Source organism: Pseudoalteromonas nanhaiensis (assembly GCF_051235485.1).
In the GTDB taxonomy this organism is placed as follows: Bacteria; Pseudomonadota; Gammaproteobacteria; order Enterobacterales; family Alteromonadaceae; genus Pseudoalteromonas; species Pseudoalteromonas lipolytica_C.
On the sequence record NZ_JBPNYQ010000019.1, the window covers coordinates 24063 to 48499 of the forward strand.

The 24437-nt window shown below is 39.6% G+C and carries 11 protein-coding genes; 1 reads left to right on the forward strand and 10 read right to left on the reverse strand.

The features are described from left to right. From hrpA to ACSFVZ_RS15355, 4 genes are all read right to left on the reverse strand, one after another. The gene (gene hrpA, locus ACSFVZ_RS15340; protein ID WP_435559169.1) at positions 1 to 3891 is read right to left on the reverse strand and encodes an ATP-dependent RNA helicase HrpA; all 3891 of its coding nucleotides are present in this window, start codon (positions 3889 to 3891) and stop codon (positions 1 to 3) included. Positions 3892 to 3960: 69 nt separating this feature from the next. Beyond that, the gene (locus tag ACSFVZ_RS15345; protein WP_435559170.1) at positions 3961 to 4833 is read right to left on the reverse strand and encodes a peptidylprolyl isomerase; all 873 of its coding nucleotides are present in this window, start codon (positions 4831 to 4833) and stop codon (positions 3961 to 3963) included. 91 nt (positions 4834 to 4924) lie between these two features. Next, entirely contained in the window at positions 4925 to 8611 is a 3687-nt protein-coding gene (tamB, locus tag ACSFVZ_RS15350) for an autotransporter assembly complex protein TamB (protein WP_435559171.1), read from the reverse strand. Further along, on the reverse strand, positions 8611 to 10338 hold the full coding sequence (locus ACSFVZ_RS15355; RefSeq protein ID WP_435559172.1) for an autotransporter assembly complex protein TamA: 1728 nt from the start codon (positions 10336 to 10338) through the stop codon (positions 8611 to 8613). Before ACSFVZ_RS15355 ends, tamB begins: the two co-directional genes overlap by 1 nt. Before the next feature lie 171 nt (positions 10339 to 10509). Between ACSFVZ_RS15355 and ACSFVZ_RS15360 the strand changes: the two genes are divergently transcribed. Then, complete coding sequence (locus ACSFVZ_RS15360) at positions 10510 to 10842, forward strand: ribonuclease E inhibitor RraB (protein ID WP_135925338.1); 333 nt, start codon at positions 10510 to 10512, stop codon at positions 10840 to 10842. 26 nt (positions 10843 to 10868) lie between these two features. On the opposite strand, the gene radD is transcribed toward ACSFVZ_RS15360, so the two are convergent. From radD to ACSFVZ_RS15390, 6 genes are all read right to left on the reverse strand, one after another. Further along, positions 10869 to 12614, reverse strand: coding sequence for a DNA repair helicase RadD (gene radD, locus ACSFVZ_RS15365; protein WP_435559173.1), 1746 nt, complete (start codon positions 12612 to 12614; stop codon positions 10869 to 10871). 67 nt (positions 12615 to 12681) lie between these two features. Continuing rightward, positions 12682 to 12987 (reverse strand): H-NS histone family protein, encoded by a 306-nt coding sequence (locus tag ACSFVZ_RS15370; protein WP_135925343.1) that lies wholly within the window; start codon positions 12985 to 12987, stop codon positions 12682 to 12684. A gap of 113 nt (positions 12988 to 13100) precedes the next feature. Further along, positions 13101 to 17297, reverse strand: a complete 4197-nt coding sequence (locus ACSFVZ_RS15375) for an ATP-binding protein (protein ID WP_435559174.1) — start codon at positions 17295 to 17297, stop codon at positions 13101 to 13103. Positions 17298 to 17724: 427 nt separating this feature from the next. Continuing rightward, positions 17725 to 20367: a TonB-dependent receptor domain-containing protein gene (locus ACSFVZ_RS15380; protein WP_138558011.1), complete on the reverse strand. Its 2643-nt coding sequence runs from the start codon at positions 20365 to 20367 to the stop codon at positions 17725 to 17727. A 400-nt stretch (positions 20368 to 20767) separates the two neighbouring features. Beyond that, a complete protein-coding gene (locus tag ACSFVZ_RS15385; protein WP_435559175.1) occupies positions 20768 to 21649 on the reverse strand; it encodes a class I SAM-dependent methyltransferase in 882 nt (293 codons plus the stop codon). 58 nt (positions 21650 to 21707) lie between these two features. After that, positions 21708 to 24329, reverse strand: coding sequence for a TonB-dependent receptor domain-containing protein (locus tag ACSFVZ_RS15390; protein ID WP_253039706.1), 2622 nt, complete (start codon positions 24327 to 24329; stop codon positions 21708 to 21710). Positions 24330 to 24437: the final 108 nt, after the last annotated feature.

The following is a 24437-nucleotide window of genomic DNA, read 5'->3' on the forward strand; positions in this document are numbered from 1 at the left end:
TTATAACTCACTTTCTTTAATTGCGTTTAGTACACGCTTTGTAGATACAGGATAGGGTGTCCCCAGTGTTTGTGCAAATAAAGAAACGCGCAACTCCTGTTGCATCCAAAAGATATTTGAAATCTCTTCTGGTACAGGCATCCCCTTTGGAATTTTGTTAGTAAGTTTTTGATATTGCTCGGCCACTTTTTCAAGCTCTAATACACATAAACGATCGCGATTAGGATCAACCGGTAACTTTTCTAAGCGGCGTTCAATAGCTTTTAAGTAACGAATTAAATCTGTCATTTTTGCTGCGCCGTGCTGGCTTACAAAGCCTTTGAACACTAAGCTTTGTAACTGTGATTTAATATCACCGTGCGCCGTAATCATGGTTAAATCAACGCGTCCTTTCATACGTTTATTTAAGCCATGAGCTATACTCAGCACTTGCTCTACTTGGGTGGCAATCTCAACAACTGTGTCACCAAGCTCGCCGCGAATTTGCTCTTTGGCCTTTTCAAATGACTCTGCAGTGCGGATGTTGCCATATTTAGTTAATAGGCTATCGACGGCTGCTGCGATACAGTCATCAATTAAGTCATTCACCTTACCAAACGGATTAAAGTACAAACCTAATTTAGATTTGTTCGGTAAGTTTTGCTGTAAATATTTAATCGGTGATGGCACGTTTAATAATACCAAGCGGCGTAAACCTTGTTGGTGCGCCTGCTGTGCTTTGTGTTCATTATCAAATAGCTCAACTGCTGCTGAATCTTTTTTATCCACCAGCGCCGGAAATGCTTTAATTTCGTATTGACCTTGCTTTTTCACGTAAGAGCTTGGTAACTCACCAAAACTCCACTCGGTCAAATCAGCTTTCTCTATACCCTTGTCAGCTACTTTAGATAAAGTATCCGTCACTTTACCTTGCAACTGAGCTTTAAGCTTAGTCAGATTTAAACCGCGAGCAAGTAACTTATCGTTTTCATCGCGCACTTCAAACTGCAGCCGTAAATGCGGAGCAAGGGTTGATAAATCCCATGCATCAGGCTCAACACGCACCCCAGTCATACGCAATAAACGCGTGCTAATTGCATCAATTAAGTTACCTTGCATTGGCTCGATTGCAGCGAGTACCGCATCGGCATAGTTTGGTGCAGGCACGAAATTACGACGAATTGTTTTTGGTAGTGATTTGATCAGCGCACAAATTAACTCATGTCGAAATGCTGGAATATGCCAATCAAAGCCAGTTTCTTGTACTTGGTTTAACAGTGCCACCGGAATTTGTACCGCCACACCATCAACGGCTTGGCCCGGGTCAAAATGATAAGCCAGTGGTAATAATAAGTTTTCTTGCTGCCAAGTATCAGGGTAATCAAACTCGGTGACATGATCGGCACCATGCTGCATTAACTCTTCTCGAGACATATGCAAAAAGCGCTTATCTTTTTGCTTTTGCCCTTTCCACCACTTATTAAACGCGGCACGATTATTTACATCTTGCGGAATTTTCTTGTCGTAAAATTCAAATAAGGTTTGTTCATCAACCAAGATATCACGGCGACGTGATTTATTTTCAAGAACTTGAATATCTTCAATTAATTCTTGGTTATATTGTAAAAAACCTTCATTTTGACCCAGTTCTTGCTCTACCAAGGCGGTGCGAATAAATAACTCGCGACTTACTTTCGGATCAATATTGCTATACACACAGCGGCGCTTATTAACGATTAATAGGCCATACAAGGTTTGCTGTTCAAACGCGATAACTGCACCCGGCTTTTTCTCCCAGTGCGGTTCACTGTAGCTGCGTTTCACTAAATGCTGTGCAAAGCCTTCCACCCATTTCAAGTCTATACGCGCGTTGATGCGAGCATAAAGCTTACTGGTTTCGACAAGCTCCGCCGCCATAATCCATTTTGGGCTCTTTTTAAATAATCCAGAACCTGGGAAAATATGAAACTGGCTATTACGGGCGCCTTTATAGATTTGTTTTTCATCTTTAAAACCAATATGGCTTAACATACCGCTTAATAAAGATTGATGGATTCGGTCACTATCAGCAACATTGGTGGTGGCCTTCATGCCCATTTCATTGCACACCGTTGATAGCTGATAAACAATATCTTGCCATTCACGGATACGCATATAGGCTAAAAAGTCCTTTTGGCATAACTTTCTAAACTGGCTATTGCTCAATTCAGATTGCTGCTCTTCAAGGTAATTCCACAGATTTAAAAAGGCGATAAAATCTGAATCAGGGTCGTCAAAGCGGCCATGCTTTTCATCCGCTGCGCCGCGTTTTTCTTGTGGTCGCTCTCTTGGATCTTGAATCGACAATGCTGCAACAATAATAATCACTTCACGCAGTGCGCCTAAGCCATCAGCCGTGAGCACCATTTTTGCTAGGCGCGGGTCAACAGGTAAGCGACTTAAACTTCTGCCTGATTTAGTGAGTTCCGTCTTTTTATGACGTTTAGCAGGCTTAATTGCTTCGAGTTCTTCAAGTAGCGTTAAACCATCGTTGATATTGCGACTATCTGGCGCTTGCACAAACGGGAACTGCTGCATATCGCCAAGTCCCAAGCCGAGCATTTGCAAAATAACAGAAGCTAAGTTGGTGCGTAAAATTTCAGGATCGGTAAACTCTGGTCGCGAATTAAAGTCTTCTTCACTGTATAAACGAATACAGATACCCGCTTCAATACGACCACAGCGACCTTTACGCTGATTGGCACTGGCTTGTGAAATTGGCTCAATCGGTAATCGTTGAACCTTTGTTCGATAGCTGTAGCGGCTAATACGCGCGGTACCTGGGTCGATAACATAGCGAATACCCGGCACCGTTAATGACGTTTCAGCAACGTTGGTGGCTAAAATAATATGACGGCGACTGTGCGGCGCAAAAATTCGGTTTTGTTCAGCGTTTGATAAACGCGAATATAGCGGTAAAACATCCGTGCCTTTGAGGTTTCGCTTCGATAACGCATCGGCGGTATCACGGATTTCTCGTTCACCATTCATGAAAATCAGAATATCGCCGGGGCCTTCATCGCAAAGCTCATCGACTGCATCAAAAATTCCCTGTAGTTGGTCACCATCTGCTTCCATGTCGTCTTTATTAATTTCAGTGGTTGGTCTGTAACGAACCTCTACGGGAAATGTACGACCAGATACTTCAATGATTGGCGCATTATCAAAATGTTTAGAAAAACGCTCAGGGTCAATTGTTGCTGAGGTGATAATAACTTTTAAGTCAGGGCGTTTTGGCAGTAAATTTTTTAAATAGCCTAAGATGAAATCGATATTTAGGCTGCGTTCGTGGGCCTCATCGATGATGATGGTATCGTACTGATTTAGGTACCTATCTTGTTGAATTTCAGCCAGCAGAATACCGTCTGTCATCAATTTAATGTAACTATTGTCAGAAACTTGGTCGCTAAAGCGAATTTTAAAGCCCACTTGTTGGCCTAGCTCGCATTGCATTTCTTCTGCAATACGATTCGCGACACTTCGAGCCGCGAGTCGACGAGGTTGAGTATGACCAATGTATCCGTCAACACCTCGGCCAAGCTCTAAACACATTTTTGGGATCTGTGTCGTTTTACCTGAGCCTGTTTCACCAGCGATGATCACCACTTGGTTATTGGCGATCGCCTGTTTAATGTCATCTTTCTTTTGACTAACAGGAAGTTGTTCTGGGTAGGTCACTTTAGGCAAGGCAGCCAAACGATGCTCGCGTAATTGCTGCGAACGGCTAATATCTTCTGCTATTTTTTGCGCTATGCTCGCTTGCTTAGTTTCATCGTTGATTTTTTTGATGCCATGTAGGCGTTTTTTGAAGATGAATTGATCTTTGCGTAAACACGTTTTTAATTCGCCGAACAGCGGACCTAGGTTAACCACCCGATACCCTTATATTTCTTAACCAATAGACTGATATTGTATCAAATAATCTATCAGGTGGTCATGGCTTTATTTAATCCGTTCTGTTGGAATTGGCATGGCACAAACGTCGATGTAATCAGGGCTTTCAACAAACCATGCTTCTACGCGATTTTTACGCGCTTCAATAAGGGCTTTAAACGCATTTGAGTCTGTTTTCATCACCCGAAATTCACTGTTATCTGTGTCTTTGATATCTGCTAATACTTGCATATCTGTGATGGGGTTAAATGCCTGACTATCAGTGACTTTACGCTGCAAGAGATTAAAGTGCTCCATCCCTTCTAAAACACGACCAAACACAGTGATATTACGGTCTAAATAGCGCTGGCTATTGCCGATGGTTACATAAAATTCGGTACCACCCGAATTAATATCATTACCGCGGGCCATAGCAAAAATTCCTGGGCAATGTACTTGCCATGTTTCGGTTTGGCTTTGGTTTTGTGCTACAGCAAAGCCATTTAAAAAGCCCGTTTTAGCGGCATAGCCATCAGGTCCTTTAAGCTCTGTAATCGCTAAAGGAGTCTCGGTGCGTAGATAAAACTCAGCAGGTAACCCTTTTTTGGCATTTTTAACGGGTTTACTTTCGCTGGCATCCCCGCCCTGCGCAACAAATCCTTCAACAAAGCGATACATACTCAGGCCTTGATAAAACCCTTCTTTGGCAAGCTGTCGCATGTTATTTGCGTGAATGGGCGCTAGTTTATCGTTTAGTTCGATATAAGCAGCGCCTGTAGGTAAGGTTAATTTAATAACGTTTTCGGCACTGACTTTTCGCCACTCACTGCTACTTGCGGTTTTAATGATTTCGCCAGCAGAACGTTTTTGGCTTGTTTCTTTTGCAGCAATTGGTGCAGCTAATACTACGCCAAGGCACAGAGTTAATAGACTTAATTTCATTGTTATTATCTTTTAAGTAATTGACAATTCAGCCTATTAACTTATGCCTTAATAAGCAAGTAAAAGCGATTTATGGTGCCAAGTAGATGTATTAGTCCCAATCAAATTTATAAAGAATATCAACATTTCTATTTAAACCGCTGGTTACCTCGATATACAATTGCGACAACAATTGATAACGAACTGCCACTTCACTTAATGAATCAAAAATGCCGACACTGTATTTCACTTGAATACCTGGTGTGACGTAACCAGATATTTCAACTTTGGTGTCGTCCCCGCTGCCGCTGGAGCTTAAACTGACATCAGACAAACCAAAGCTTTCACCGATTTTGGATACCACACCTTCACTGCGATTTACACCTTGGGCAAGCAGTAATTGGGTGAGCATCGCATCGGTTGAGCTATCTCCTTCATCAAGAGGTTGCCCGTTTAATAAATAAGCCAATGCTTGGGCTTGGTCCATCGCAGGCTCTGAGAACACTTTTAATGAAGGTTGTTCGACATTACCAGTTAACGTAATACCTGCAATCACGCCATTCGAGGTGTTGTCTGGATTACGAATTGCCTTAATGTTCAAGTACGGTTTATCAATTGAGCCACTAAAGCCCACCTGACCGGTGCGAATTTGCAAGTCTTGCCCAAAGGCACGATAGGTACCTTGAACTAGGTTCAACTCACCAGTTGCTATCATCGGCGTAACTTGGTCCATGCTGATGTTTATGTCACCTTCAACTTTCGACTGTAAGCCAAACGAGTCAACGCGCACATCATTTTCAACCAACACCTTTAAGTTAATAGCATAATCAAAGGGCACTTTTTCTGACTGTTGCTGCTCAATATCAACAATGACTTCATCATCGCTGACTTGTACAGCGCCTTCTGGTAGCTCTTCAATGGCAATACGACCCCATGGCACTACAACTTGGCCATCTAGATTAAACGCATTATTCTTCAACGACATAGTTAAATCTGGCGATACTTTAAAGGTGACATCTTGCTGGGCACGCACAAAAAACTCCTTACCGTTTAATTTCACGTCAATGTCAGGTAAATCTTGCTGCCAATCAACACCACCAGATAAATTAAGCGCGCCCCCTTCGGTATCTTTAAGCTCACCTGTCAGCTTCGCACTTTGGTTATTAAAGGCAATGTTCACATAAGAGTTTTGCAGCGATACAGGCAGGTTTGCCCCTTCAAGGTTGATTTTTTCTACATCAAAATCACCATTGAGTAATGGTTCTTTTAAAGTACCTGCGATTGCTAATCGACCTTTAATGTCGCCTGTTAGTTGCTCAAGTGAAGCAATAAAGGGTCGTAAGTTTGTTAACTCAATTTTCTCAATAACCAAGTCGCCCGCTAAGGTCTGTTGATTTTGAATATCATCAATGTTGAGCTCTGACGTTACTTTACCTAATACGGATGAATCAATAGTGGCATTAAGTTTACCGACTTGTGCATCGCTCATTGCCGATATATCTAAAACCTCAACCGGTAATTTATATACACTTGCACCATCGATTAAGGATGCTTCAAGCTGCTGAGTTTTGATATTGGCACGAATGGTTTTTAGTGCGCCATTATTCCAGTTGGCAACAAACTCCCCGCTTGCATCGCCAATTACTTTCAAGTTATCTGGTAAGAAGTGTTTAAATTCAGCAATCGATAACGCTGCAAGCTGTGCATTTAACTGGCCTAACTGCTTAGTTTGCTGCAAAGTCTCAAAGCATAATTTTGAGTTATCACTTTGCCAGCAATGTGCAGCGACATTAAAGTCAAATGTCTTGGTATTAACTTGAATATTAACTGGTTTATTAGTGCCAAAGCGCACCTGATTATCGGTAACAAGAATTTGGCTCAGCGCACCTTGCCAGGTTTCTTTATTAAATTTACCGTCAATATCAAATGACGCCTTGCCTTGGTCTGCATCGAGTAAAAAAGTTAAATGGTGATCTGTTTTATCGCCGCTAGCGTCTAACTCAATTTGATTAATTTTGTGTTCGCTAATCGATGCAGAATCAAGCACCAATGACACATCCGTTTGCCAGTCTGCAGCGTAATCAAATTGCCCTTTTAATGTTAAACCATCAACCTGAATATCTTGATAGCTCAATGTATTAAGAACTAAATTTAAATCAACTGTTGGCGCAAGACGCTCACCACGCAAACTCAAATCAGCAAAGCCCTTGCCTTGCATAGGCAAGATATCTTGACCACTTGCATCTAAACGCAATTTGCCGTCAACTTGCCATACATCATCTACCTGACCCGATAAAGCAATTTCATTTTTACCGCTTTTCACTTCTAGTTTATTAAAACTCGCATGCAAGCTGCTATCAAGTTCAAAGTCCGACAGTAAGGTCACTGGCACGTCATTCACAGAGCCATTTAATTGCGTATTATCTAAGGCAAGCTGCCACTTACCTGCTTGTAAGTTAAATGAACCATTAAATTCACCAGATAAATCACTACTTAGTGCATCCGTTAAATATTGGGCTTTTAAGTGGCTTAAAACCCCTTTAAATTGGCTTTTTACGCCATTTGACCAATCAACTGATGCGTTAATTTCTGCTTTACTGTCGTTAGTATTAAGGCTTAACTGCTCAAGTTTTGCGTTTGTTAAACTACCTTGTAATTGCGATTTCAAAGTCATTGCAGGTAATGCATCTAACTGCGTTACTAGACTCAAATCAACAGCATAAGCATCGGCATGGCCTTTCGCTTTTAAATCAAAGTCCGATAATTGCAGCTGTTGTGTATCTGTTGCTATTTGCCACTTTGCTATTTGACCAGTTAAATCAAATGGGTAATTTGTTTGTTTTAGGTTCACAGCCCCTTTTAACTCTGCTGGGTATGCTCCCTGTGTAACTAGGTCTAACTTTAAATCCTCAAGCGGCCCTGAAACTAATAACTTAGCTTGATGCTCAGTGCTATTTACAGACACAGCCCCCTCAACTGTATTTTTACCCGCAAGCGCTGCCGTTAAATTGGTGTTCAATTGCCATTGCTGATAACTTGCAGCAAGCTTTTCAAGATTAATATCGCTTCCCTTGGCTGAAGCTACCAATTCAATATTTTCGACAAGCTGAGCCTCTTCTGCGCCATAAGGAGTAACAGCAACTTTACTGATTTGAAGTTGCTTTAACTCAACATTAATCGGTAGCGTAATATCAAGTGCTGGTAATGCTGGAAGCTCTGTTAATGGCGTTGATTTAGGCTGCTCTTTTGCTTCGTGCAGCATCACAGCAATATCAGCAATGGTCAGTGAATCCACTGTAAGATCCGATGCTTCGCCACGACCACTTAAGTTTAATTTATTGACTGTTACATCGGCGCTCGGGTGCGCAAGATTAAAGCGATTAATTGCAACTCGCTTAACAGCAACTTTCATTGGTAAGCTAATTTGTGCGGCTTGTGCAACTTCAGGCTCTGTTTCAGAGCCCTGCTCAGTTGATGCAGCTTGGCTTTTAATATTTAAATCTATCGACTGGGCGCTCAAATTATCAAGACAAATGCCATCACAACGCCACCAGAACAAATCAATTTTTAGCTGCTTTGCATCAAGCTTGATGCCTTGATTTTCAAAGTGAACATCAAACGCATCGTTATATAAAAAACGCCCAGATGGCAGCTTTATTGTTAAGCCATCAACTAACTTATTAGCTGTGTATGCAATAAAGTGATTACCGGGTGCGGTGAATAACAAACAAAACACAATGACTAGCAAACTTGCCATCGTGATTGATAGAACCTTGGTTATCTTTTTTAACATCTTCATTAGATTTCAGGCCCTATGGTAATACTTAATCGGGTACTTTTGCTTTCTTTTGTCAGACCCCAAGCATGGTCGATACGCACCGGGCCAACAGGTGTTAAATACCGAAAACCAAAACCGGCACCGACTTCGACGCGGTCACTAAAATCATTAGTCGCAGTACCACTATCGACAAATAAGGCTGCGCGCCAATGCTCAGCAAATTGATAGTTATATTCAACAGTACCACTCATCAAATATTTACCACCAATTAAGCGCCCTTCCTCATCTTCTGGGGAAATAGATTCATAGGCAAAACCACGTACACTCTGATCACCACCGGCATAAAAACGCAGTGATAACGGCACATCATTTATATTATCGACCAGCATGGCACCTAGGTTGGCTCTTAAAAACAACATATGGCGATCTGCAAAAGTAGTTAGCCAGGCATTTTGCAGTTGTAAGCGTAAAATGTTGGTTGAAGACATCATATCTTTTAAACCAAATTCGGCCGAAACCATCCATTGGTAACCTTCATAAGGTGTTGTACCCCCTTCGGTATCTTTTTTCGCATAACTGATACCGGGCATCAGCATTTTTGCACTTTGCTCCTCATCACCAATACGATAGGTTTCATAATCACGTCTTAAAAAGGCCGTGCGCACCCAATCGTCTTCGGTTAGCCATTGCCTTTGCAATTGTCCGGTTAATATTTTGCTATACAGATCATTGGTTACTCCATCTTCGAGCTTGTAACCCAGAGAAAAACGCCAAAGGTCATCATTAGGATCATCGACCGGTACCGTGTAGCCTAATGATATGTCTTGTTGCTTTTCAGAAACGTTTAAATTGCTTTCTAAGTAGTGGCCATCTTCGGTGATCCAAGGTTTGGTCCATTTAAAACGAACTTTTGGGCCAAAGTCGGTATTGAAACCACCGCCGATTTCATAGCTATTGGCTGGCTTATGTAGTACATCAACATTAACAGGCACTTGATTATCTTTACGTTTTGCAATGTCTGCATACACACGGACACTGGTAAAATAAGGAGTACTCGATAGCGCTAAGTTGTAATCAGAAACCTCGGTCGCTTTATATGGCTGACCTTGTTTAAACTCCGCCAAAGAACGAATGTATTTTTCAGCGGGAGTCTCACTCCCGATGGTGATATCACCAAACTGATAGCGAGGACCGGTATCGACATTAAAAATGACTTTTGCGCTATTATTTTTTAGCGATACGGCCAATTTATGCTCGTGCCACTTCGCATCAAAATAGCCTAACTCTAATAGCTGGCTTTCAAGACCTTTTCTAGCAGCCTCATATTTACCGTGATTTAAAAAGTCACCCTGCTTGATTTTGATACTATTGACAGCAGACATAAATTCAGCGTCATCTTTCCCGGCACCAGTGATAGTTACGTTGATATCTGCAATTCGGGTAACAGGGCCTCGTTCAACATCGACAATTAATAGCTGCTGCGCGTTATCGAAACTAATTTTGATGGTCGGTTTGTAATAGCCAAGGGCTTTTAAACTCATTTCTACTTGGCTTTTAGCATGACGCTTTAATGCCTTGGAAGTTTTTTCATCGATAAGTTGTTTTATGTAAAGCTCAACGTTCTTTTCGAGCTCATCACTGATCCCCTGAATTTTATAATCTTTAATAACCGTAGCCGCACTCGATGCATGCTGGCTGTATGAAAAGCAGATAAACAAAAAGACAAAAAAGAAATGCCGAGTATACAAAAAATATCCTTACTTTTTTGGAGGAGTCATAATCTAAAATGAGTACAAAAAGATACTAGCACAGTGCAATAGCCACCGACATAATTGAAATGCTAAAATTAGTACGCGTTAAACAATTATTTTCGCTACAATAGCGGATAATACCTAGATTTATAATGAATGAGCGACTAAATGCACTTCCCTGATGACGAAAACGGTCAATTATTAGCTGAAATAGCTGAAGCTGGTGTCGATTTAACCAGTATGCAAACCATCGATTTCTATATTCTTTTTGAACAAAAACCTGAAGCAGAAAAATTTGCTGAAGCGATTACAAGTGATGAGCTTGCTCCTTCAACAGAGTTAACCAAATGCCCAGATACAGGGGTGTGGGAAGTAATTACCCGCGTGAAGATGGTGCCAGATCACACTTTACTTAGCCAAACTGAGCAATACTTAGAAAGCATCGCTAATGGCCATAATGGTTATGGTGATGGCTGGGGTTTAATGGCTGAAGAACAATAAGCCTGCCAGCCAATTTTGTAAGCGAATCAATTTAGTTGATTCGCTTTACGAAAATTCCCCTGATAATCAAATAGCTTTTCTGCCACTTTCCAACCATATTTTTTATTTTTACGCGCAATCACAAAATCGGGGGCCAGTAGTTGCTGCTGTAAATCGACAACCTGCTCAGCGCTTTGCCATTCAATTGGGGTAAAACCTGGTGCTGCTCTCTTACCAAACTGCTTATTAAAAATAAATCGTCCGGTGTCATTTGCTAAGTTAAATACCTCATCACAACTTGCACCGTCTTCATCATAATAACTAATTTTAAGTAAACCTTTTGCGATCACCTGAGCTGACAAACCACTACACCTTAATACCAAGGCATCTTTTAAATTTAGTGCTTCTCGTAGTTTATCATCAGGGTCTGCCATCATGGCACCACAGGACTGGCACTGCCTTGCAGCAATGTCATTTTGTTCACCACACTGCTCACATTCTTTAAACCGAAAACGATAATCGCACTGAACTTGTTCTTCACCATCGTCCAGCAAGCCTTGGCAACGTCTGCCAAAATGCTCAATCACTTTGCCCTCGCTGTCTGTTTTACCCCAAAAAATATTCGCAAATCCACAACCCGGACACAGTACTTGAACAGGCTCATTATCACTTTGCGCTTTTTTACTGCCCACTTCAGGATAAAACAAATCAAAACCATTACCTGCATAGTCAATTACTAAGCAGTCTTTTTTTCCTTCACTTAAGCGCAGGCCCCGACCTACAATCTGCTGGTATAAACTGACCGATTCGGTTGGCCGTAAAATCGCGATGAAATCAACATGAGGAGCATCAAAGCCTGTCGTGAGCACAGATACATTAACCAAATACTTTATTTGTTTTGCTTTAAATTGATTAATAATTCGGTCACGTTCGTTATTATCGGTATCGCCGGTTATAAGTGCAGTATTTTGCTCTGATAAGTAACCGGTAATTTCTTTGGCATGCATCACGGTTGCGGCAAAGATCATCACGCCATGACGCTGTTCACTGTATTCTATAACTTGCTTGATAATAGCTTTTGTTGCCCGTGTGTTATCTTTCAATAATGCATTCATATTTTCGATACTGTATCGACCAAATGAATCACTCGGTAGTGATGAAAAGTCATAATGACTAATAGCAGCATCGACTTCATGGGGCGGCGTTAAATAGCCGTTCTTAATCATATAGCGCAGTGGTAACTCAAAAATACACTTTTTAAATGGCGCATCTTTATCACCTCTAACAAAACCGTGATAATGATGATGATAAACCCAGCCCATCCCCATACGAAAAGGTGTCGCAGTTAAGCCAAGCACTTTAAGGTTGGGGTTTTGTTTTTTTAGACTCGCTATCACCTGCCCGTATTGGCTTTGTTCATCACCGCTGACACGGTGACACTCATCAATGATCAACAAAGAGTAGGCATCACTCAGCTTATCGGTATTGCGCGCCAGGGACTGCACACTTGCAAAGGTGACTTGCTCTGTTAAAGACTTTTGCTTTAAACCTGCAGAAAAAATACTCGCCTTAAAGCCAAAGCTCATATATTTCTCTGCGTTTTGCTCCACCAATTCTTTGACATGTGCAAGCACCATAATTTTTTGTTTGGCAATGCGCGCAAGCTCTGCAATAACAAGGCTTTTTCCTGCCCCTGTTGGTAATACGATCAGTGCAGCATCATCTGTTTGTCGAAAGTGAGCAACCGTGCGTTCTACGGCCTCTTGTTGGTAGGGTCTGAGTACGTACTTCATTTTATCGGAATATTCGACATAAAAAAGGGAAGCATACGCTTCCCTTCATATTCTTTAAAGCAAAAAATTAAGCCAAGTGCTTAGTTAGATCGACACCTTGGAACGCTTTAGGACGTTTACCACGACCCGTCCATTCAACGATTTCACCATTATACTCGATGCGATATTTTGGTTTAACTTTAGTACGCTTATCTGTACTTGCTACATCTTGTAAATCTTCTAATGTAAGTCCTTTTTCTTTTAACAAATCGAGTACTTCTTTTTTAGCTTCTTGCTGTTGAGTATATTTCTCGATTGCTGTGTCAATTAGCTGCTTGGCTTTTTCAAGCTCAGTTAACGACGCAGATTTAACAAAAGATCGGATTTCTTTCATTTAGAGCTCTCTTGGATATAAAATTTAAGTTAGATGTTAAACGTTCATGAGTATATAATTAAATCATAAATTAATCTATGGCATGCTTATTTTTTATAGCACTTTTCATTATATTAAAGCCATAACTTAACTTTATCTATTACGTCAAGTAGCTCTGAAATCAAACCTTCGACAACCAAAGTGTCATGTTGTTGATTAAATCTATTTTCTGTCTGCACGATAAGTTCTGACAACGGTGGGTATTGAAGCATAACAATCCCACCTTTAAGCTTATGGATTGAACGAGAAATCTTTTCAATATCATGATTTTTTAAGTGCGTAGATAAATTATCCACATCTTCTTGTAAGCTGTTTATAAACACCTCAGCTAACATTTTTGCATCATTTTCATTTCCAAAAACAGTTAACCAATGCTGCTTATCTTTAACACCTTGTATATTTATAAATGTATTATCAATGGTTTCAACATCACTCGTGTTGAGGTCAATAAACTCAGCCAATCTATTATATAATTCATTTAGTTTATACGGCTTAAAAAGAACGCTATTCATACCTGAATCTAATGCTTTTTTTAGACATTCTTTCGATGAGTCAGCTGTAAAACCGATAATAGGTAAATGCTTAAATTGCTCTTTTTCTCGTATACTTTTCGCTAAGCCAAAACCATCTAAATCCGGCATGTGGCAGTCTGTTAATAATAAGTCAAAATGATTATTCTCAAGCGCTTTTAACCCTGCGAAACCATCCTCGACTATTACAGCCTTAATCCCAAGCTTTTGACATTGCTTTTCAAGTAATAGTTGATTGGTTTTATTATCCTCAGCTATCAGTATTTGACCATAAACAGGAGTATTTTCTAGTCGGGTTGGCTCACTACTTTTAGTGTGAATATTATCAATTAACTCTCTTAGTATATCTGGATACAGTGGGTCTACAGCTAATACGTGACAGCTACATTTTGCAGGTGCTTGAGTACCATTCGGACTTAACACAATAATGTATTTATTGCTTGCTTGGTTTATCTCTGTTCGCCAGTCGTTACCCCAAAGCTCCACCATATAGCACTCATCAATAAATATACTTTTCGCCTGCTCAAAAGCATGTTTATCTAATGGCCAATCTAGCTGCTTATATTGAACACCAATGCTGTCTAAACAATTTAACAGAGGCTGATTTTGACTACAGACATACCAAGTAACAGAAGATAGACTTAGCTTAGATTTGCTAACTTGGGTTAATGGCACAGTGATATAAACATTGGTGCCTTTCCCATAAGTACTAGAAATATTAATCTCACCTTCCATTGCATCTAGTAATTGCTTGGCAAGACTTAAACCCAGACCAGCACCACCAAAACGACGTTGAATAGAATTATCTGCTTGCTCAAAAGGGGTAAATGTTTGCTTTAGTTGCTGAGCAGTCATACCTTTGCCGGTATCTGATACTTCAAGTTTAAGGGTGTTTTTTTCAAACAAAACATCACAACTAATCGTGCCTTGCTCGGTAAACTTAACTGCATTATTTAGCACGTTAGAAACAACTTGCATCACGTGGTTTATATCGACAGAAGCTAAATTATAGGCCGCTGTACGCCACGATAAAATAAACTCTATGCCTTTTTGCTTAGCAAGATATTCATGAGCGCGTATAACTCGGCATAAATGCGACTCTAAATCTACATTTCGTATTTCAACATCGATATTACCCGCATTAGTATTTGCAAAATAAAGAATATCATCAACTAAAGTGCGTAACTTTAATAAAGAGCCATCAATGTGCTCTACTAATTGGTATTGCTCATCAGTCATCGTTGAAGCTTTTAGTAATTCAATAAAGCCACTAACGCCTGAAATAGGCGTTCGCAGTTCATGACTCATGGTTGCAATAAAACGACTTTTCGCTAAATCAGCTTGCTGTGCTAATTGATTTGCCTTTGTAAGGTCTGCTTGCTGGCGTTTTAGCAAATTAATGTCAAATAGAATGCCATTCCAACGAACTCCCTCTTGCGAAGACTGCTTTTTGGGCTCAGCATTTGCTATATATCGACACCAAATCTGCTGACCTAAATGGTTCACTCTAAACTCAATATCGATCATGCTATTAAGTTTGTTAGCAAGCTTAAAACTTTTAGCAATTTTAACTCTGTCTTCATCAACAATATGAGGCGAAATGCAACCTGTCATGCCTCGGCGATTAACGGTTGTATTTGAAATACCTAATAACTCTTGTGCGCCTCGGCTAATATAAGTGTAGCTACCCTCACCATTATCATAATACTCGTACTGAAAAACGCCGCCTGGGATAGTATCGGTAATTGTTTGTAGTAGTTTTTGTACTGATTTATTCTCACGCTGTAATTGGTGATGCTCGGTAACATCGGTAATTACTGTCATAATGCCTGCAAGTAAACTATCAACACCATAATAAGGTTTTTTTGTATAAAGAAGTTCAAGGTTTTGTCCTTCATTATTGGTGTAGTTTATTTGCTGATTTATCACTTTTCCTGACTTTAAACTTTGTCTGTTTTGCGAAAGCAGTTTCTTAACCACATCAAGATCAGTACGTAGGTATTGATTATCTTTATCCCATAAATGAGCAAAATTATCTCTATAAGCCTTATTCCACATTATGCGACGTTGATCTTTATCCTGTATCACCACCATAGTAGGAAGGTCATCTATCAGCTTTTGAGTGAAGTTAAGTTTACTTAGTGCAACCTGTTCAGCGTGTTTGCGTTTTACTATTTCTCTATTAATTGTTATTCGCCAGCTAATAAAGTAAATAACAGATACTGCCAACAGGATTAAAACAAGAATTGCTGTCGTGTTTACCGTTTTTTTATCGTAGCCTTGCTCAATATTAAAAATACCATGGCGATTGACTACATGAGTAAAATCATTACTTGTTAATGTTTTAAATAAACTATCGAGTAAAGTGGCAAATTCAGAAAAGTGTTTATTTACTAAGAAGTAAATAGGCTGCGAATAACGATATTTTGGATTGATGTAAAATTCACCAATATAAAACTGATTTAATTGATAAGCGGCAATGCTTTGAGGCAAGATTACGCCGTCGATGTTATCATTTCTTAACGCATAAAAAAGAGTTTGAATTGAATCGAATGAAACGGTATCAAGCTGTTCACTAACCACAAGCCTCTCTAATGGATTTGCAAACGTTTCAAAATACCCTATCCGTTTAATTTCTCTTGAACGCTTAGAAATTAACACCATTTCTAAACTATAGTGAGCAGGTAAAGCAATTAGTACACCTTCATCTATTTTAGATGGTGTAAGTGTAGGAATAATATCAACTTTATTAGCTAAAAATAATTTTTCTAACTCGCTAGAGTTAGCGGCTGGTATGTACTTAAATTGAAAGTCACTTCGCTGTGAAAGAAGCTGCAGTGTATCGTTTAAATACCCTCTGGCCTCACCATTCTTGTTTGTTGAATTTAGTGGATAAATGCCATCAATAAATGAAAATGTCAGTAAATAATTATTAATATCTTCGGCATTAATACGGTTAAAATCGCGCTTAAACTGCCCATATGCCTTTGCAGCTAAGTACTCTTCGCTCGCAGCACTTTCCCACAACTGTTTAGTTGTTGGAGATATTGAGGTCAAAACAGAATTCACTTGGTTACGTAGCAATGTATTGTTTTTATTGAACATTACATGCAGAGTTTCACTTGATAACCAAATAGGACTAACTACTTTTAAGTTATCATGAGTACGATTTTTAAATTGATGAGATAAAGCAGAATAATCTCCCAAAAACGCATCAAATGTGCCATCAGCAATTTTCTTATATGCATCTTCAGGTTGAATAAAGCGATTAATAAACAGAGCGCCATTTTCGGCTAAATATTCACAATGTGAGCTGCCAGTTATACAAACCCAGCGCAGGCTAGCCAAATTTTTTAAAGCATCGTTGGCTATCTTTTGCTTTGTCACTATTCCGCGCGGCGATTCCATAAACGGAGTAGAAAATAAGAAATGCTTCTTGCGTTGTTTTGTCTCATTTAAGCCAACAGCAAAGTCGACTTTTCCTGCCTCCAAAGCATCTAAAAGCTCATTTAAACTTGCATATACTTCATAATCTAATTCAGCCCCAAGCAAGCTGGCAATTTCATTACTGTAGCCAACAATCACGCCTGAAAACTGACCATCAGCATCACGCGTATGATACGGGAAAAAGTTATAGCTAACGATACCTGCTTTTAAAGTTGCACCAGTCTGTTCAGAATTCGCACTAAATGATACAAGTAATGAAAGTAATATATAGATAAAGACAGTTATCTTACCCAAACAAAAGCCTTAACTAATTGTTAATCAGGAAATTCCAGTATAAGAGATTATTTCAAATGGTACAAATAACTAACTTGTTTCAATGCAATTAGCACTCATTAATATCTGTGCTTTCTTATTTTATAAAACCCATTTCAATATCAACCACTCTTTGATTTTACTTACTAACAATACTGAGAGTTTTCTAGTTCGGAATAATAATAATTGATTCAAAGTGATGACAAACAAGCCTTTGATTAAGATTAAGAACTTTATGCTCATTATCATGGTTTTGGCGAGACGTTTAACTCTCCTTCTTAATAAACTATTAAAATAATTGCTAAAGACATCAGGTAGCCTTGTATCAATATTTTGTCCAATGATCGCCATGTATATTCCATAAAAAAAGGCTGAAAAAATTCAGCCTTTTTACGTTCAAAAAACTTTATTAGAAGCTGATTGAGTAGCTTACACGATAATCGCGACCAAAGTTGTTATATAAGTCTTGATCATCCCATGTGCCATTTGATGATAGCACTGGATCTTCATCTGTTAAATTATTAACAGTGAAAGTAACAGCACCATATGCACCAGCATTATAAGTATAAGTTAAGTTATGTACTAACCAGCTATCAAGTCGACCAGACACATCATATTTAGCACCAGCAATTGGATTACCATCAGCATCTAAAGGAGCTTTTTCAAACTCACTTGTGCTATCAGTAAATGTTGCGTTCCATGCTAAAGAGTGATCTTCATAAGACCATGCAACCGTTGCAACAGACTTAAGCTCAGGTTGACCTGACCAACCAGATGTATCTTGAACTCGACCACCTACTTCTTCTTCATATGAAAGTACAAAGCTATTCACGTTTTGGAAACGGAAATCACCAAAACCAGTTTCAAGATTTGCAGCAATTGTAAAGTCGATACCTTCAATTTCGAAACCAGCACCATTAAAGTAAGATGTACCTGCTTCAATAAGCGTTCCAGATGCAGCACGCTTCAGATAGAAAGTCTCATTCGAAGTATCTGTATCTACTGATACAGCAGAGATTAGGCCTGCAGCTTCGTCAGATAAAAGAGCTTGTAATGTCTTTTGTTGGATTACATTATCGATTTGTAACTGGAAGTAATCAAGTTTGAAAGTAAGGTTGTCGTTTACGTCCCACGCGATACCAAGGTTAGTGTAATCTGATTCTTCAGCATCTAACTCTGAGTTTTGTGTATAGTATGTATTGTACTGACGCTCTGTTGTAGAGCCATTTCTATAGTCAATAGCGTCTTCTGCTGAAAATGAACGCGCAGCATTAAGACGGTCAAGACCTGGTGCACGGAAAGACTCAGAATATGAACCACGGATAACGATGTTATCAGCTACTTGCCAACGAGCAGATACCGCAGGAGCAATATTGTCACCGAAGTCAGAGTAGTCATCGTAACGAGCTTTTAAGTTAACTTCTACAGTTTCAGTAATTGGAAGAACTGACTCGAAGAACAGTGCTGTTACATCACGTTTACCCTGTGATGAGTTACCTGCTGAACCACCGATTAAACCAGCAGCTGATTGACCATCGTAGATATCTGCATAAGTTTGCTCAAAATATTCCATACCTACGTAGTGTGATACTTGACCACCAGGTAATTCGAATAAATCGAAGCCGATACCTGCAAAGTATTGGTCAAAAGTCGATGAAGACTCTTGAAGTGTTGTTGCTTTCATGTTTGCAACACCTTCATCTGAACCTAAATCAATATCATTAGCTTGGTTATATGCTAAACCAGAATAAGAAAGGTAGTATTGACCAACAGATTTGTTATCTGCTTTGTTACGGTGGTAATAAACTTCCCATGAAGCATTGTTCCAGTCGAAGTCACCGCGAAGACCAGTAGTTAAGTCGATATTGTAGTCGTCTACGTTACCGTCACGAGTACCGATACCAACCCAACGGAATAAACCATACGCACCGTCTACACCATAAGGGTTGTGTGGGTTATCAGCAGACATATTTTCCCACTCTGCAGCAGGAGGAGCATAACGACCAAATGATGAGTTTTGAACAAACATTGTTTGACCAAACCACTCTACGTTATCGGAAATTTCATAGTTAGAGCTGATGTATAATGTGTTACGGTCGATTGATGCTGTGTTGTAAGATACGTTACCAAACGCATACATACAATACTCAGAGCCTGGGCCCCAATCTTCATTTGCATCTACACGACGGAACGTATTTTCACCGTACTCTGCAATTAAGTCATCACATAAAAGTGATGCTTTTGCTTGTGAGAAGTCAGGAGAAAGAACTGTTGCACCGAAGTACGACCAACCAACAGTATCTGCAGTGTACGCTTCGATATCACCATCACCATCTAAATCACCGATTTTAGCTTTAGTGTAATCACGTGCACCATCACTGATACCTTCACGTTTTTGGTAATCGTATGCAAACGTGATATTACCTTTATCGTTTGAGATACCACCTACTACAGAAAACTCTGAAGACGTTGTCCCCTCGTCCTGATCACGATGACCAGCACCAACGTTAAAGCTTAGGCCTTCATAATTGTCTTTTAATACAACGTTAACAACACCAGCCATTGCATCAGAACCATAAATAGATGATGCACCTTCAGTCATGATATCGATACGCTCAACTGCCGCCATAGGAATAGCATTTAAGTTAGCTGACGCACCACCTAATGTTGGTGAGCCTGGGAAACGACGACCGTTTAATAGCACAAGTGTACGGCGTGAACCCGCACCACGTAAGTTAATAGTTGCTTGAGACTGAGCAGAGCTACCTGAACGCTCTGAGAATGAGCCGAATGAGTTCAATGAACTTGAACGAAGAGCGTCAGCTACAGTGAAATCACCTTCCATTTTGATATCAGCAGATGTAATGCTGATTACAGGTGATGCACCTTCAAGGTCAGTACGCTTGATGCGTGAACCTGTTACTTGAATGCGTTCAACTTTTTCTACACTGTTGTCTTCAGCTGCAACAGTCGATGCAGAAAATGCAGCAGTTGACACTGCACCAAAAGCAATCGCTAAGCGAACTGCTTTTGAAACTTGATTATTTAACATTTGATTCTCCCTGGTCATATCCATGTTATGACTTTATTAATTTATTTATTTAACACTAAAGGGTCAAAGCCCCCCTTAGAGCTATCAAATACTAATATCAGGTACAACTTTTGGTCAACTTTTTTTTAACCTTTGTTTTATAAGGAAATTTAAACAATAAACAAATAATCAACAATAAACCAAATACGTTAATATTAGGTACAAGATAATTGCTTAAAGATACAGAAAAAGCGTGGAAAACCCACATCAACAGCTTTTTGATAGTTAATAAATGCAACAATCAAAATTAACAATTGAAATAAAATAAATTATCTATGACAGGCAAAAAAGGAGGTGGATTTCAAAAAAGTAACATCTATTTATTAAATGCTACTTCTTTTTCTAAATCTAAATGAGGGTTTTAAAGAATCGATTCACCCATAATGTAAATTGCTAGTAATTCATCTTGATTGTTATCAAAGATTTTCCCAACTTCACAATTGACTTTCATTGTTTCTACTTGTTCGATCAAAAGTGCTGACTGGTTAGCAGCATTTACTAACTCAGTTAACCTAAGAATTAGAAGCTCTAATTCATTCATAAAAAGAGACAACGCTTTTTTGAAGTCTATTTTGTTATTCTGATTTTGACGCAAGAAGTTTATGAACGCAGGTAAATTAGTCCCCACTAAAGCATCAAAACTATTTATAAATTCACTTTTCATTTTTATTTCAATTTCATTGAAATAATGCTTTGCACTTTCCAGCTGCTTTCTATCAAGATCGTTAATCAAAGCCATTAGAGATGATGTTAACTCTTGTCTAACAAAGTTTGCTGCCGCTAAAATATTTGCATTTGGCTTTACAATTATTGATTCAGGGTGATGACAGACAAATGCAAATACTCCCTTAGCACTTAATACACGAAAAACCTCAGAGATACTTTTATCAAGTTGACTGTACTCTAGAGAAAACTGTGCAATAACAGACGAAAAGTCATCATCTTTAAATGGTAAATTCTCAACGGCTGTATTTGACAGAAAGGTTCCGCCTACACTCTTTGAAACCTCGGGATGAATTTTTGCCTGATCGATTCCAACACAATTTAACTTTTTGTCTCTTTGTATCAGCTGAATTAAGGCACCATTGCCCGTGCCAACATCCAGAACCAATGAGTCTGGATCTAGCTTAGTCGCGAAACTACACCAGAACTCTTGTAATGATCCTTGGTAATTTTTTTTAAACCCGTTTCCAAATGAGGTTAGGTGTCCTTGTTGCCAATAATTTGTCCAATGGTCGCTCATGTATACTCCATAAAAAAAGGCTGAATAAATTCAGCCTTTTTACTTTCAAAAAACTTTATTAGAAGCTGATTGAATAGCTTACACGATAATCACGACCAAAGTTATTATAAAGGTCTTGGTTATCCCAAGTACCGTTTGATGATAACACTGGATCTTCATCTGTTAAGTTATTAACAGTGAAAGTAAGTGCACCGTATGCACCTGCATTATAAGTGTAAGTTAAGTTGTGAATTAACCAGCTATCAAGCTTACCTGTTTGCTCATAGTAGCCATCACCATCTTCATCTTTTTCAGTTTCAGTAGTGCTGTCTGTGTATGTTGCATTCCACGCTAGTGAGTGATCTTCATAAGACCATGCAACCGTTGCAACAGACTTAAGCTCAGGTTGACCTGACCAGCCAGATGTATCTTGTACAACACCACCTACTTCTTGGTCATACGAAAGCACAAAGCTATTCACGTTTTGGAAACGGAAGTCACCAAAACCAGTTTCAAGGTTTGCAGCAATTGTAAAGTCGATACCTTCAATTTCGAAACCAGCACCATTGAAGTAAGATGTACCTGCTTCAACTAGAGTACCTGATGCAGCACGCTTCAGATAGAAAGTCTCATTTGAAGTGTCTGTATCTACTGATACAGCAGAGATTAGGCCTGCAGCTTCGTCAGATAGTAAAGACTGAAGAGACTTAGATTGAATTACATTATCAATCGCTAACTGGAAGTAATCAACTTTGAAAGTAAGGTTTTCGTTTACATCCCACGCGATACCAAGGTTAGTGTAATCTGAAGTTTCAGCATCTAACTCTGAGTTTTGCGTGTAATAAGTGTCATATTGACGCGATGTAGTTGAACCATTTGCATAGTCGATAGCAGATTCAGCTGAGAATGTACGTGCAGCATTTAGAAGGTCAAGACCTGGTGCACGGAAAGACTCAGAATATGAACCACGGATAACGATGTTATCAGCTACTTGCCAACGAGCAGATACCGCAGGAGCAATATTGTCACCGAAGTCAGAGTAGTCATCGTAACGAGCTTTTAAGTTAACTTCTACAGTTTCAGTAATTGGAAGTACTGACTCGAAGAAGAATGCTGTTACATCACGTTTACCCTGTGATGAGTTACCTGCTGAACCACCGATTAAACCAGCAGCTGATTGACCATCGTAGATATCTGCATAAGTTTGCTCAAAGTATTCCATACCTACGTAGTGTGATACTTGACCACCAGGTAATTCGAATAAATCGAAGCCAATACCAGCAAAGTATTGGTCAAAAGTCGATGAAGATTCTTGAAGTGTTGTTGCTTTCATGTTTGCAACACCTTCATCTGAACCTAAATCAATATCATTAGCTTGGTTATAAGCTAAACCAGAATAAGAAAGGTAGTATTGACCAACAGATTTGTTATCTGCTTTGTTACGGTGGTAGTAAACTTCCCATGAAGCGTTGTTCCAATCAAGGAAACCACGTAAACCAGTTGTTAAATCGATGTTGTAGTCGTCTACGTTACCGTCACGAGTACCGATACCAACCCAACGGAATAAACCGTATGCACCATCTTCACCGTATGGGTTGTGCTCATTGTCTGCAGACATACCAGTCCAAGGAGCAGCTGGAGGAGCATAACGACCAAATGATGAGTTTTGAACAAACATTGTTTGACCAAACCACTCTACATTTTCAGCGATTTCATAGTTAGAGCTGATGTATAATGTGTTACGGTCGATTGATGCTGTGTTGTAAGATACGTTTGCAAACGCATACATACAATACTCAGAGCCTGGACCCCAGTCTTCATTTGCATCTACACGACGGAACGTATTTTCACCGTACTCTGCAATTAAATCATCACATAATAGTGATGCTTTTGCTTGTGAGAAGTCAGGAGAAAGAACTGTTGCACCGTAGTAAGACCAACCAACAGTATCTGCAGTGTACGCTTCGATATCACCATCGCCATCTAAATCACCGATTTTAGCTTTAGTGTAATCACGTGCACCATCACTGATACCTTCACGTTTTTGGTAATCGTATGCAAACGTGATGTTACCTTTATCGTTTGAGATACCACCTACTACTGAGAACTCTGAAGACGTTGTTCCTTCGTCTTGATCACGATGACCAGCACCAACGTTGAAGCTTAAGCCTTCATAGTTGTCTTTTAGGATAACGTTAACAACACCAGCCATTGCATCAGAACCATAAATAGATGATGCACCTTCAGTCATGATATCGATACGCTCAACTGCCGCCATAGGAATAGCATTTAAGTTAGCTGACGCACCACCTAGTGTTGGTGAGCCTGGGAAACGACGACCGTTTAATAGCACAAGTGTACGGCGTGAACCCGCACCACGTAAGTTAATAGTTGCTTGAGACTGAGCAGAGCTACCTGAACGCTCTGAGAATGAGCCGAATGAGTTCAATGAACTTGAACGAAGAGCGTCAGCTACAGTGAAATCACCTTCCATTTTGATATCAGCAGATGTGATGCTGATTACAGGTGATGCACCTTCAAGGTCAGTACGCTTGATGCGTGAACCTGTTACTTGAATGCGTTCAACTTTCTCTGCACTGTCGTCTTCAGCTGCAACAGTCGATGCAGAAAATGCAGCTGTTGATGCAGCACCAAAAGCAATCGCTAAGCGAACTGCTTTAGAAACTTTTTTATTTAACATTTGATTCTCCCTGGACCACTATATTGTGGCTATATTTAGCATAAGCTTGTTTATTATTTGTTATCACATCAGGACTGCGACCAACAAATAATAAACAAATTAAACAAA